Below are 12,348 nucleotides of genomic sequence, written 5' to 3' on the forward strand. Positions count from 1 at the left end.
CCGGCAAACGGTTTAGTCCCGGAGCGACAACGGCGGGTATGGACGACGTGGACAGCCAGGAGATGCCGGGAGCCATCGTCGAGGAGTTCCTCCAGCGCGAACAGGGGACGCGACGGCTGCTCGACGAACTGGAACAGCTGTCCATCGAGGGCGACAATGAAGCGGTCCGACGGCGCATCCGGGAGTTCGCGGAACACAGTCGCAGCACCTTCTTCGCGGTGGCGCTCGCGCTGACCAACTCCAAGCACTTCTTCGGCGACGTCGAGGGACAACTCGGCGTCGGCCCGGCCGACAGGCTCCGGGACATCGCGGAGACCTACCCCACCCTGGCGGAGCCGTTCAACATCGTCCGGATGGAGGTCGCCAACGACCGCAAGAACCCGATGACCGGGATGGACGTGACCACGAGCTACCACGCCGAGGAGGAGGTCCCGCTCATCGCCTACACCGCCCACTCCGGCGAGATGGTGCTCTACGAGTCCCGAAGCTCACCGCAGGAGGTCCTCCAGTCCGCGAGCTACCTCGTGCAGGCGACCAACGACGCGCTGGAGGCCGCCTTAGAGCAGGACCACTCGGTCAACACCGACGAACTGAGCGAACTTATCGACCGCCGCGAGCAACTGGAGTCGGAACTCGGACAACTCCGGGACCGCATCGACGAACTCCGGCGCAAACCGGTCGGCGACGAGTAATCAGAGCGCGTCCAGCAACTGGTCGATATCTGCTGCGGTGTTGAAGACGTGGACCGAGACGCGACAGGCGTGTGGGTCCGGAATCGAGCGAATCTGAACGCCAGCCTCGGCGAGGCGGTCGGCCGTCGCGTCGGGGTCCTCGGCTTCGAAGGTAACCAGCCCGGACTCGTACTCGCGGGGGCTCAGCAGGCGGTCGCCCAGCCCCGCCTTCAGCCGGTCGGTCAGGCGCTCGATGCGCGACTGGACGGTGTCCATACCGAGTTCGCCGAACAGGTCGACGCTCTCGGCCAGGCCGACGTAGGGGGCGAGCGCCGTCGTGCCGAGTTCGAACCGGCTGGCATCGGGCGCGTAGGTGTAGCGGTCGCCCGGAGCGTCGCGGTCGACCGAGAAGTAGCCGATACGGCGCGGTTCCAGGTCCTCCAGGCGGTCGCTGTCGACGTAGAGAAAGCCCGACCCCCACGCGCCGAGCAGCCACTTGTGGCCAGACCCGGCCACGAAGTCCGCGCCCCACGAGTGCACGTCGACGGGGACCTGCCCGGGGGACTGGACCGCGTCGACGAGCACCAGCGTGTCAGCGTCGTGGGCGATGTCGACGACCTCCGAGATGGGCAGTCGGGTCCCGAAGTTCCAGGTGAGCGAGCTCAGACAGAGCAGGCGCGCGTCCGCGACGGCCGTTTTCAGCGCGTCCAGGTCGAGTCGGCCGCGCTCGGTCGCGACTTCGCGGACCTCGATGTCCTCCAGGTCCTCCAGGCGCTGCCAGGGGAGTTCGCCTGCGGGGTGTTCGAGGTCCGTCCGGACGACCACGTCGCCGGGTTCCCAGTCGATTGCACCGGCGACGTGGTTGATACCCTCGACGGTATTGCGCGTCAGCGCGAGTTCCTCGGGGTCGGCTCCGACGAATGGGGCGATGGTCTCGCGGGCGCGCTCCTTGGTCTCCATGGCGGTCGGGTACATCCCGTCGCCGCAGGGAGCCTCGAACTTGTGACGTTCGTGGAAGCCGGTGGCCGCCGACAGCACGCGGCGCGGGCTCGGCCCGCTCGCGCCGGTGTTGAGGTACACGCAGTCGTCGAGCGCGGGGATGTCCGCACGGAGTGTCTCCGGGTCCATGGCGGACCCACGGACGGGGGCAATTTCAACCCGGCGACCGCCAACTCACAGGACGGCCGTCACCAGCGCACCGCCCGCGAGGACGGCCGCGACAGCCCCGACGAGGTTGACGACGGCGTTGACTGCCGCGCGCTGCGGGTCGCCGGTCTCCGCGAGTCGGACCGTCTCGAAGGCGAACGTGGAGAACGTCGTGAACGCGCCACAGAAGCCGGTCCCGAAGACGAGCAACAGCGAGCTATCCAGCGGCGCGGCCAGCAGCGCCCCGAGGACGAAGCTCCCCACGACGTTGACGGCGAGCGTATCGGCCGTCCGGGTGTCGATGCGCTCGCCCAGCAGATGCCGCGAGAGCGCGCCGAGGACCCCGCCGACCCCGACGAGCAGGAACGGCGAAAGGGACGTCACGACACCCACCTCGCGACGAGTTGCCCGAGCAGGACCGCGAGAAATCCGAGCGCGTAGTTCGCGGCGACGTTGGCCGCGGCCATCTGCGTCGAGAGGTGCGTCGTCTCGGCGGCGAAGGTGCTGTAGGTGGTAAACGACGAGCAGAAGCCGGTCCCGACGAGCAGCCGCGTCTCCGCGCTCAGCACGTCCGCGAGGTGAGCCTCGTAGAGCAGGATTCCGAGCAGGAAGGTCCCGCCCACGTTGGCGGCGAGCGTCCCCCACGGGAACGCGGCAGGGAGCGCGAGGGCGACCCAGTAGCGAAGCGCCGCCCCGACGAAACCTCCGCCCGCGATGAGCGCGAAGGGGTAGAGACGTCGCCACAGCGGACCCGTCATCGTCTGCCCGGACACGCCGCCCCCATTCGTCCGTTTCGGTCTCCGGCGGACGGGGCGGTGACTGCGCCATCCGTCAAAAGTGTCCGTGCCGGGGTTTATGACCGGAGGCGGGACCACCCTGGCGCGTGACCGACCGAAGCATCCGGCGCGACGAACGCGCCATCGAGGGACTGCCGATTCGGCTCGTCATCGCGCTCGTCGTCGGCGTCGCGTGCATGGGCGTGATGATGAACACCATCTCCGGCCTGGGCTCGCTGGGCGTCAGCGAACTTGACGCCCGACCACAGCCCGACGTCGTCGGACCGGGCCAGACCGACGTGAACGTGACCGTCGTCGACGCGGAGGGGTCGCCCGTCGCCGACGCGACCGTGGTCGCGAGAAGCGGGAGCGCACGCCTCGGCGGCGTCGAGACGGCCGAGACCGACCGCAACGGGACGGCGACGTTCTCGCTGTCGCCGACGCTGGGACCGAACCAGATGGAGGGGACCGTCGAGTTCGAGGTGAAACCGCCCAGCGGGAACTACGCCGACCGCCGCGCGAACGCGGCGCTGCTCGTGGTGCGCTGACCGGCGGGGACGGTCCGCTACCGCGTCGGCGCGTCCGCGTCCCAGTCTATCCAGTCGAGTTCCCACCCCTTCCGGCGCTGGGCGTCGCGCTCGGCGAACTCGCGGTCCTCCCGGCGGGTGCGGTTGCGCTCGACGGTGTCGGCCTGCTCGCCCTCCACGAGCATCGGGTCGAACGCACACGACCCCAGGCGTTCGGCCGCGCCGTCGCGGTCGACGACCGCCAGCGCCTGGTCGTGTGCGCCCAGCGGCATCACCAGCGTTCCGTCGGGCGCGAGCTGGTCGACCAGCGCCCGCGGCGGGCGCACGGCCGCGGCTTCGAGCAGAATCCGGTCGTAGGGCGCGTACTCGGGGAAGCCGTTCGCGCCGTCGCGGCAGTCAACGAGCACCCCCTCGTAGCCCGCCCGCCGGAGGTTGTCGCGGGCCTCGTAGACCAGCCGGCGCGTGATGTCGATTGCCTGGACGTTCTGCTCGCCGACGATCTCCGCGACGACGGCGGCCGTGTAGCCGACGCCGGCACCCACGACGAGCACGGAGTCGTCCGCGTCGGGGTCGAGGGCTTCGAGGAGTCGGCCGACGGTACTCGGTGCGAGCACGCGCGTCCCGAAGTGTTCGAAGGCGCGGTCGGCGTAGGCCGCGCGCTCGTCGTCGACGAACTCGTGGCGGGGGACGGCGCGCATCGCGACCGACAGGGCCGTGCTCCGGACGCAGCCCTTGCTCTCGTGTTCGAGGCTGTCGACCATGTCGTCCCGCAGCACCGCCGGGTCCATACCCGAGCCATGGCGCGGACGGTAATGAATTGCCCGCCCGCGGCAGGGTCACTGCAGCGGGACGAACCGGACGTAGCCATGCTCCTCGCGCGCCAGCGAGCCGTCGTCGCGCTTGCGCGCACGGACGAGCGACTGCCGGCGCTTCCCCAGCGGTGCGAGCAAGATACCGCCGGGTCGGACCTGGTCGACGACGGCCTGCGGGAAGTCCGCCGCCGCGCAGGTGAGGTAGGCCCGGTCGTACGGTGCGTGGGCCGGCCACCCGCCCTTCCCGTCGCCGGCCGCGACCGAGACGCCGCTGTAGCCGGCCCGGTCGAGCGTCTCGCGGGCGCGCTCGGCCAGTCGCTCGTGGTACTCGACGCTGTAGACGTGCTCGGCATCGACGACTTCGGCGGTGACGGCAGCGTGGTAGCCACAGCCGGTCCCGATTTCGAGGACCTCGTCGCCCTCGTCCAGAGCTAACAGGCCCGTCATGATGGCGACCATGTGCGGCGCGCTGATGGTCTGGCCCTCGCCGATGGGCAGCGGCGTGTCCTCGTAGGCGACCCCCCGCTTTTCCTCGGGGACGAACAGGTGCCGCGGGACGGCACGCATCGCCGCGGTGGTGTCGCCGTCGAGGTCCTCCCGGTCGGTCAGGCGGTCGACCAGCGCGTGGCGTTCGGCCGCCCGGTCCATCCTACCACGCCGACCAGGCGGTGGTCGACTCGTCGCGGACGTACAGCCGTTTGATGTCTTTCGCCACCACGCTGTCGCCGTCGTGGTCGAGTTTCTCGAAGTCGTAGCCGACGGCGTCGTCCCGGACGAGGATGCCCTCGACGGTGAACTCCTCGTTGCTCAGTTCGTCCGTCTCGCCGACGACGAACTCGTAGTCGCCGGGCACCTGCAGGTCGTAGCTGCGCGTCTCGTCGTGCCTGCCACCTTTCGGGTGGGCGGTGACGTTGACGCTGACGTTGCCGACGGCCCGCGTCCAGATGGTGTCTACGTCCTCACCGACGGCCTCGTCCTGGCGACCCTCACCGACTTCGAGGCTGGTGATGCGGACGGTCATGATGGCTTCCTCGGTCTCCAGCAGGAACTCCTCGCCGGTGGCCAGCGTCTCGTCGGCGGGGACGTCGACCGACGCCGGGAACGACTCGCCGTCCTGCGAGACGACGACGTCCGTCTCGACCGTCTGCTCCTCCGGTAGCTCCTCCTTGTGGACGTGTCCACACTCCGTGCACCGCACCGTCGCCTGGCCGCCGGGCTTGAGGACCTCGTGGACCGTCTCCAGATCCGGCGAACAGGCGGGGCACGCGAGCGGGACCCGCTCTGCTGTATCGCTCATAGCCCACCTACGACAGTCCCGTATAAAAGGCGTGGGCCTCGGCGGTCTCAGTCGGCGGTCGGCAATTCAATCTCCGTCCCTGCTCGCGGTTCGCTCCGCTCACCGCTCGCTGTTCGGGAGGTCGACGACCTCCCCGTCGGCGTACACCGTCGGCTCGCGGAGGATGCCGTCGAGGTGGATGGGCGCTTCCACGTCGCCGCCGATGCCGTGGTCGTCGCCGATGGCGAAGTGGACCGTGCCGCCGGCCTTCTCGTCGAGCAGGACCGACCCGACGAGGTCCGTGACCGCGACGTTCGTCCCGATGCCCAGTTCCGCGAGGTTGTAGGCGTCCTCGCCGACCTTCTCTGCGGCCGCCTCGACGTCCCCGCGGAGGGCGTCGTCCTCGATGCTCGTCACCTGGCCGTCCGCGACGGTGAACTCGATTTCCTGCCCCGCCTCCAGTTTGCCGTGGGGCATCATCGTCCCGTCGACGACGACGGTCCCGTCGGCCGTCTCGGGGCTGACGAACACCTCCCCGGCCGGGAGGTTCGTCATCTGGCCGGGCTTGCTCACGATGCCGGTGTCCTCCAGCCACTCCCGGTCGCCGGGGACGACAGTGATGTCGGTCCCCTGGGGTGACGTGACGCGAATCTCGTCGGCGTCGCTCACGGCGTCGCGGATGCGGCCACACTCCCGGAGAATGCTCTCGTAGTCGGCCTTCAGGCCCATCAGGAAGACGCCGTCGGTGATGCCGGGCATCGTCGCGACGCGGGCACCGGCCTCGTTGGCCTCCATCCGGGCAGTGGTGTGGCTCAGGCTCTTGGTCGTCGGGGCGAGCACGACGTCCGCACCGGTCATCGCGGTGGCGACCGGTTCCGGCGGCTCCTCGCCGTGCTGGTCACCCGGCGGGTAGCGTATCATCGCCACGTCGTCGGTCGTCTCGCGGGCCACCGCGTAGAGGGCCTCCGCGATGGCCTTGCGCTCGTCGTCGGTGACGACGAGACACGACTCGTCGGGGCGCAGGCCCATGCACTGCTCGACGGCGGTCTGTGCGGGCTCGCGCAGCGAGTTGTTCATACGCCCGACGTGGGACGGCCGAAAAATAGGTGTTACTGCCGCGGACGGCGACCCCGGCGGCGCTCACCGCAGGTCGGTGAACGAAACGTCGCCGGACTCCGTGTCCAGCACGACGGCCGCCGGTGGTTCGCCCCCGCCGGGACTGGTCGGGATGCCGCCCGGATTGACGTGGACCGTCCCGTCGCGCTCGTCGTGGACCTGCTCGTGGGTGTGCCCGCGGAGGACGTAGTCGTAGTGCCCGCAGTCCAGCAAGGCACCGACGATGGCCTCGCTGGTGCCGTGGTAGACGGCGACGTGGCGGTCGTCTAAGACGAGTTCGCCCATCTCGCCGAGGTAGACGCCGAACTCGTCGACGAGTTGCTTGAGCGCCCACTCGCCGTCGTTGTTCCCGCGGACCGCGTAGAACTCGAACTCGTCGCGGTCGAACGGCCGCGCGGCGAAGGGCGCGACGATGTCCCCGCAGTGAATCACCACGTCTGCGGTGTCCGCGAAGTGCTCGACTGCTCGCTCTACCACGTCCAGATTGTCGTGCGTGTCGGAGACGATGCCGACCTTCATGCGCTGTCGTTCGGCTGGCGGCGGTATCACGGTTTGGGAGACGGTCGGCCGGGAAATAGCGCCAATCACAACGTCTTTGATAGCCAGCGGCGAACGTCCGGGCAATGATACGAGTAGGTATCAACGGGTACGGTACCATCGGGAAGCGGGTGGCCGACGCGGTCCGGCAACAGCCGGACATGGAAGTCGTCGGCGTCGCAAAGACCCGGCCGAACTTCGAAGCGTCGGGCGCCGTCGAGAAGGGGTTCGACCTCTACGCGGCCGTCGAGGAGCGCAAGCCCCTGTTCGCCGAGGCCGGCATCGACATCGCCGGCGACGTGGAGGAACTCGTCGAGGAAAGCGACATCGTGGTCGACGCCTGTCCCTCCGGCATCGGCGCGGACAACGCCGAGATGTACGCCGAGTACGACACGCCGGCGCTCCTGCAGGGCGGCGAGGACGAGGACGTCGTCGACGCGAGTTTCAACGCCCGCTCGAACTACGACACCGTCGCGGGCGAGGACCTCGTGCGCGTCGTCTCCTGCAACACGACCGGGCTCTCGCGACTCGTCGCGCCGCTGCAAGAGGAGTACGGCATCGAGAAGGTCCGCGCCACGCTGGTCCGCCGCGGCGGCGACCCCGCCCAGTCCGGGCGCGGCCCCATCAACGACATCCTGCCGAACCCGGTCTCGCTCCCCTCCCACCACGGCCCCGACGTGAACACCATCTTCCCCGACCTCGCCATCGACACGCTCGGGTTGAAGGTACCCGCGACGCTGATGCACATGCACAGCATCAACGTCACGCTCGAAGCCGAACCCGACGCCGCCGAGGTGCGGGACCTGCTCGAATCGCAGTCGCGCACGTTCGTCATCCCCGAGTGGCTCGGACTGGACGGCGCGGGAGCCATCAAGGAACTCGCGCAGGACGCCGGCCGCCCGCGGGCGGACATCTGGGAGAACTGCATCTGGGGCGAGTCCGTCTCGATGGAAGGGTCGGACCTGTACCTGTTCCAGGCAATCCACCAGGAGTCCGACGTGGTTCCGGAGAACGTCGACGCCATCCGGGCGGTGCTGGGCGAGGCCGACCAGCAGGAGAGCATCGAGCGGACCAACGAGGCGATGGGGCTGGACGAGGGCCTCGCGCCGACCCGGACCGCCGCGGAAGCGCCGGCCGACGACTGACCTACGCCTCGTCGGGTCGCCGGTAGGTCGGCAGCGGTTCGTCCTCGATTATCTCCAGGCAGTCCGCCGCCTCCGACAGCGCGAGGTTCTCGTAGTAGATGTGCGGCCAGAGTTCGTCGGCCTCGGAGAGTTCGTGGTTCTCGGCAGAGACCTCCCCGTCGGAGGGGGTGAGAGCCTCGATGTCGGCGAGGGCGTCCATCACGACGTCTCTGTCGGCCGTCGTCGCCACGAAGCGGACCTTCATCTCGTCGACCGTCGCGCCCGACAGCGACAGAGAGGTCGGCCGCATCGTGTTCTCGATGCGCGGGTCGAGCCGAACCTTCACCCAGAGCCCGTCGATGCCGCGGTAGCTCCCCACCTCGACCGGTGATTCGATGTGCTCGGCCAGGACCCGCCGCACCGTCTCCTCGTTCATACCGACCCAGAGGGGTCGGTGACTATTGAACGTATCAGTACCAGACAGGACCGACGCGGGACATCGACAGCGAGGCGATAGAAGACCGCTAGCGACGCGTTCGCGGCATGTGAGTAAGTATAAGTAATCAGCCACCACACGAGTGACATGCAACGGACACCGGCGACGCGGCGTCGATTTCTCGGGGTGGCGGCAGCAACGATGGGAGTACTGGCCGGCTGTTCCGGCGGCGACGTACCCGCAGACGGGAGTTCTGGCGATGGTGGCAACGGCGACAGCACCACGACGCCGAGCGCCAGCGGCGAGTCGGAGGCGGAACGGGCGACGGCCACCGGTGACGCGACGGCGACGCCCGACGACAGTCCCGACCCGAACTGTCGCCGACTGACCGGCGAGCCCACGGCGTACGACGCCGCGGGGACGCCGTTTATCTTCACCTTCGACTACGTCGACTCGTGGAACGTGGAAGACGCTCTCGAAGGGCCGGGTGGGCGGAGTCAGGGTGTCTCCAGCGCGGTCGTCACCGTCGACGGCGAGACGGAGTCGGCCGGCATCCGGGTCGGCCAGCGCTTCGAGCCGCTGACAGCCACGGAAGTCGACGAGGAAGTGGCAGACGCGACGAGCGGCGACTACAATCCGGCCGAAGTCGTCCGCGAGGTGACCTTCGCCGGCGAGCCGATTCCGGTCGTCGGCTTCCCCGACGCCGAACTCGCGACCTACCGGATGTGGCTCCCCTACGAGGGGGCCGAAAACGTCTACTACCCCGTCGAGATGGACACGCTGAGTTCGATTCTCCGTCGCGACGACGAGGGCGAGCAGGTCCTGCTCTGTCTCGACGGGATCCAGACGATGACGGAGACGATTCTGACGAGCCTGCGACCGAATCCCGACACGACAATCGAAGAGGTCTGACTACTCGGCGACTTCCGCTTCGGCCTCGTTGGCCCGCTTGAGGACTTCCACGCCGGGCAGCGGCTTGCCGGTCAGCGCCCGGATGTAGGCCCCGCCGGCGATGGAGACGTGCGAGAAGTCCTCCTCGCGCAACCCGTACATGTTGATTGCGCGGGAGGTGTCGCCGCCGCCGACGACAGAGAAGCCGTCGCAGGCCGCGATGGCTTCGAGGATGTTCGTCGTGCCGTAGGCGAAGCGCTCGTCCTCGAAGACGCCCAGCGCACCCTTGACGAACACCGCGCCGGAGTGGGCGGCGATGTCGGCGTAGCGGGAGGTGGTGTCCGCGCCCACGTCGAGGTAGTCGTGGTCCTTGTTCTTCACGTCCGAGACGGTCACCTCCGCGCGCTCGCCGTTCTCGTCCTCGTAGGCGAGGTCCGTCGGGTAGACGAGTTCGCTCGGATGGGCCTCTATCATGTGCTGTATCTTCTCGCGGTTCCGGTGGTACTGCTCGTCGTAGAGGTCCATGTCCCCGATGTCCCGCCCCACGTCGTAGCCGACCGCGCGCAGGAACAGTTCGCCGGCGATGCCGCCCAGCAGGAAGTTGTCGACCTTGTCCTCCAGCGCTGTCATCACCTCGATGACGTCGGTGGCTTTCTTGCCGCCGGCGACCATCGTCACCTCGCCGTCGAACTCCTTGCTGGCGATTGAGGAGTTGGCCTCGTACTCCGCGACCATGACGCGGCCGGCGTAGGCGTCCATCACCAGCGGGAAGCCGACGATGGAGGCGTGCTTGCGGTGGGCGACGGAGTAGCCGTCGCCGATGTAGGCGTCGAACTCCCGGGAGAGGCGCTTGACAAGCCCGCTCTTGGCGTGTTCCTCGGGCTCTTTCTCCGGGAGTTCGTCGTCGGTCATCCGGACGTTCTCCAGCAGGAGCACGTCGCCGGGTGCCAGGTCGTTGATGGCCTCGATAGCGGACGGCCCGTAGGTGTCGGCGACGTACTTGACCGGCTGGTCGACGTGCTCGGCGAGGATGTCGGCGTGCTGTTCGAGCGGGACGAAGGAGTCCCGTCCGGGGCGGCCCTGGTGAGCGAGGACGGCGACGCGGTGACCCTTCTCGACCAGTTCCCGGACGGTCCGGGCGTGGCGGGCGAAGCGGCGGTTGTCCTGGACGCGACCCTCCTCGACTGGTGAGTTCAGGTCAGCACGGAGGAGCACGCGCTGGCCGTCGTCGAGGTCGTCGAGGGTCTTGTAGCTCATTGGATAGCAGTGCGGTAACCAGCTATTAGTACTCCGCGATGTTCGACCGGCCGGGCGAAGCCTTTTCAGCGGTACCGCTCCAACGGAGGTGTATGCGAGACGACCGCGACGACCCCTTCGACGATTTCTTCGACGAGATAGAGCGGATGATGAACGAGATGATGGGCACGAACGCCGAGTTCCGATTCGAACACGGCAGGAGCGGAACCCCCGACGGCGGCCACGACGTCCACCTCGACGTCCACGAGACCGACGAGACCGTGCGAGTCGTCGCGGACGTCCCCGGCATCTCGAAGGACGACATCGACCTGAAATGCGACGGGACGACGCTGTACGTCTCGGCCGGCAGCGGCGACCGCGACTACCGCGAGCGCGTCGACCTCCCGACGCGCGTCGACGAGCACTCCGCCGACGCCACCTACAACAACGGCGTCCTCGAAGTGAGCTTCGAGCGAGGGGACGACTCCACCGACATCGACATCTGAGACGACAGCCCCTCCTGGGAGTCGACGCTGGCGGCGACGTGTCGGGACCACGGCACGGACCTCGCTTCTGCCACCGCTGCCCCGGATTACGGCCTCGATAGGGTAGTTCAGCCCCCTCAGCCCGGCGGAATACTTTTCCGAAAGACTGCACTATCTCAACTACTATGGGGGGAGAGAACGAACGGCGGACGGGGACCACCACTTCGGAAGCAGAGGACAGCGCGTCCTCGCGGCTCGCGGACGACGTGTTCTTCCGCGCGCTGGCCGAGGAATCGCGCCGACGCCTCCTCGCGTACCTGCTCGAAGAGAACGCCGCAACGCTCGACGACCTCGCAGGGCTGCTCGTGGGCTGGGACACCGCGGACAGCGGCACCATGGCCTCGCCGGAGGCGTACGAGCAGGCGCGAGTCAGGCTCAAACACCGCGACCTGCCGCTGCTCGCGGCGGGCGACCTCGTGGACTACGACGAGGGGAGCGGACGCGTCTCGCTCGGGAACCTCGACGAGGACGCCACGGAACTGATCCGCATGAGCGTCGAGCGCGCCGAGGAGTGAGGTTCCGATGCTCGAAACCCTCGTCGCGGACGCCCACCAGCACCGGAAGCACTTTACCGTCTACACGACCGACGGGGACGCCGACCTCACGGCACAGTTCGAGAACCGCGGCGTGACAGTGGAGCAGCGCCGGCTCCCGGACGGGGGTCCCGAGCCGTTCGTCACGATACACGACGACGGGGAGTTCATCGGGGCGCTCCGCCTCGCAGACCTGGAGGAGTTGCTCGCGCCGCCGGTGGTCCGGCCGGGGTCCCGCGAGGACGTCTCCGCCGGCTATCGCGCCCTGTTCGAGTTGCTGGAGAACACCGTCTTCAGTTCGCTCGACCGCCGGCAGTTGCTCGGCGCCAGCCGCGAGATAGAGGACCGCGCGTTCCGCGTCGGACACGGGACGCTCCGGGCCAGTTTCCAGTCGTTCTCCGTGTTCGAGGCACAGACGGAAGTCTACAGACATCTCGCGACCGAGACGGCGCTGGACATCCACGTCTACGGCGAGGACGACTGGTCGCCGCCGGATATCGAGGGCATAACCTACCATCCGAGTACGGCCGAGTCCGTCGACCGCTTCTGGGTGGTCGCCTTCGACGGTGGCGGCGAGGAGATGCAGGCCTGCGCGCTCGTCGCGCGCCAGGAGAGTGAAGACGAGTACGCCGGCACCTGGACCTACGACCCCGACACCGTCGGTGAAATCCTCGCCGACCTCGAAGCGACCGACGACTGACCCGGCACCGTCACCAACTGAC

General features: G+C 68.5%; 17 protein-coding genes. 7 read left to right on the forward strand and 10 right to left on the reverse strand.

Going from position 1 to position 12,348, the window contains the following annotated elements; all coding sequences use genetic code 11:
* Positions 1–38: 38 nt before the first annotated feature.
* On the forward strand, positions 39–692 hold the full coding sequence (locus tag WDJ57_RS07625; RefSeq protein ID WP_338905296.1) for a hypothetical protein: 654 nt from the start codon (positions 39–41) through the stop codon (positions 690–692).
* On the opposite strand, the gene WDJ57_RS07630 is transcribed toward WDJ57_RS07625, so the two are convergent.
* The 3 genes from WDJ57_RS07630 to WDJ57_RS07640 are packed head-to-tail and all read right to left on the reverse strand — an operon-like array spanning position 693 to position 2,575.
* Positions 693–1,799, reverse strand: a complete 1,107-nt coding sequence (locus WDJ57_RS07630) for an aminotransferase class V-fold PLP-dependent enzyme (protein WP_338905298.1) — start codon at positions 1,797–1,799, stop codon at positions 693–695.
* Between the two features lie 45 nt (positions 1,800–1,844).
* Entirely contained in the window at positions 1,845–2,210 is a 366-nt protein-coding gene (locus WDJ57_RS07635) for a fluoride efflux transporter FluC (protein WP_380629167.1), read from the reverse strand.
* Positions 2,198–2,575, reverse strand: coding sequence for a fluoride efflux transporter FluC (locus WDJ57_RS07640; RefSeq protein WP_338905301.1), 378 nt, complete (start codon positions 2,573–2,575; stop codon positions 2,198–2,200). The genes WDJ57_RS07635 and WDJ57_RS07640 overlap by 13 nt, the downstream gene beginning before the upstream one ends.
* A 125-nt stretch (positions 2,576–2,700) precedes the next feature.
* On the opposite strand from WDJ57_RS07640, the gene WDJ57_RS07645 reads away from it, so the two are divergent.
* Complete coding sequence (locus WDJ57_RS07645) at positions 2,701–3,141, forward strand: DUF7382 domain-containing protein (protein WP_338905303.1); 441 nt, start codon at positions 2,701–2,703, stop codon at positions 3,139–3,141.
* Positions 3,142–3,158: 17 nt separating this feature from the next.
* Here WDJ57_RS07645 and WDJ57_RS07650 read toward each other — a convergent pair whose 3' ends face one another.
* The 5 genes from WDJ57_RS07650 to WDJ57_RS07670 form a co-directional block, all read right to left on the reverse strand.
* Positions 3,159–3,908, reverse strand: coding sequence for a protein-L-isoaspartate O-methyltransferase family protein (locus WDJ57_RS07650; protein WP_338905304.1), 750 nt, complete (start codon positions 3,906–3,908; stop codon positions 3,159–3,161).
* Positions 3,909–3,956: 48 nt separating this feature from the next.
* Complete coding sequence (locus WDJ57_RS07655) at positions 3,957–4,580, reverse strand: protein-L-isoaspartate(D-aspartate) O-methyltransferase (protein WP_338905305.1); 624 nt, start codon at positions 4,578–4,580, stop codon at positions 3,957–3,959.
* A 1-nt stretch (position 4,581) separates the two neighbouring features.
* Positions 4,582–5,229 (reverse strand): HVO_0476 family zinc finger protein, encoded by a 648-nt coding sequence (locus tag WDJ57_RS07660; RefSeq protein ID WP_338905306.1) that lies wholly within the window; start codon positions 5,227–5,229, stop codon positions 4,582–4,584.
* A 99-nt stretch (positions 5,230–5,328) separates the two neighbouring features.
* Positions 5,329–6,285, reverse strand: coding sequence for an aminopeptidase (locus WDJ57_RS07665; RefSeq protein WP_338905307.1), 957 nt, complete (start codon positions 6,283–6,285; stop codon positions 5,329–5,331).
* A 63-nt stretch (positions 6,286–6,348) separates the two neighbouring features.
* On the reverse strand, positions 6,349–6,843 hold the full coding sequence (locus tag WDJ57_RS07670; protein WP_338905309.1) for a metallophosphoesterase: 495 nt from the start codon (positions 6,841–6,843) through the stop codon (positions 6,349–6,351).
* A gap of 104 nt (positions 6,844–6,947) precedes the next feature.
* Here WDJ57_RS07670 and WDJ57_RS07675 point away from each other — a divergent pair, with 104 nt between their 5' ends.
* The gene (locus tag WDJ57_RS07675) at positions 6,948–8,006 is read left to right on the forward strand and encodes a type II glyceraldehyde-3-phosphate dehydrogenase (protein ID WP_338905310.1); all 1,059 of its coding nucleotides are present in this window, start codon (positions 6,948–6,950) and stop codon (positions 8,004–8,006) included.
* A 1-nt stretch (position 8,007) separates the two neighbouring features.
* Here the strand turns inward: WDJ57_RS07675 and WDJ57_RS07680 are convergent, their stop codons facing one another.
* Positions 8,008–8,421: a hypothetical protein gene (locus WDJ57_RS07680; RefSeq protein ID WP_338905311.1), complete on the reverse strand. Its 414-nt coding sequence runs from the start codon at positions 8,419–8,421 to the stop codon at positions 8,008–8,010.
* 147 nt (positions 8,422–8,568) lie between these two features.
* On the opposite strand from WDJ57_RS07680, the gene WDJ57_RS07685 reads away from it, so the two are divergent.
* Positions 8,569–9,333, forward strand: a complete 765-nt coding sequence (locus WDJ57_RS07685; protein ID WP_338905313.1) for a hypothetical protein — start codon at positions 8,569–8,571, stop codon at positions 9,331–9,333.
* On the opposite strand, the gene WDJ57_RS07690 is transcribed toward WDJ57_RS07685, so the two are convergent.
* Complete coding sequence (locus WDJ57_RS07690) at positions 9,334–10,569, reverse strand: phosphoglycerate kinase (RefSeq protein ID WP_338905315.1); 1,236 nt, start codon at positions 10,567–10,569, stop codon at positions 9,334–9,336.
* A gap of 92 nt (positions 10,570–10,661) precedes the next feature.
* On the opposite strand from WDJ57_RS07690, the gene WDJ57_RS07695 reads away from it, so the two are divergent.
* The 3 genes from WDJ57_RS07695 (at position 10,662) to WDJ57_RS07705 (ending at position 12,326) form a co-directional block, all read left to right on the forward strand.
* Positions 10,662–11,054 carry an Hsp20/alpha crystallin family protein gene (locus WDJ57_RS07695; RefSeq protein WP_338905316.1) on the forward strand — a complete coding sequence of 131 codons (393 nt, stop codon included), beginning with the start codon at positions 10,662–10,664 and terminating at the stop codon, positions 11,052–11,054.
* A gap of 164 nt (positions 11,055–11,218) precedes the next feature.
* Positions 11,219–11,608 (forward strand): DUF7344 domain-containing protein, encoded by a 390-nt coding sequence (locus tag WDJ57_RS07700; protein WP_338905318.1) that lies wholly within the window; start codon positions 11,219–11,221, stop codon positions 11,606–11,608.
* 7 nt (positions 11,609–11,615) lie between these two features.
* The gene (locus WDJ57_RS07705; RefSeq protein WP_338905319.1) at positions 11,616–12,326 is read left to right on the forward strand and encodes a DICT sensory domain-containing protein; all 711 of its coding nucleotides are present in this window, start codon (positions 11,616–11,618) and stop codon (positions 12,324–12,326) included.
* Positions 12,327–12,348 lie beyond the last annotated feature (22 nt).

Origin of the sequence: Salinibaculum sp. SYNS191 (assembly GCF_037338445.1) — an archaeon.
GTDB lineage: Archaea > Halobacteriota > Halobacteria > Halobacteriales > Haloarculaceae > Salinibaculum > Salinibaculum marinum.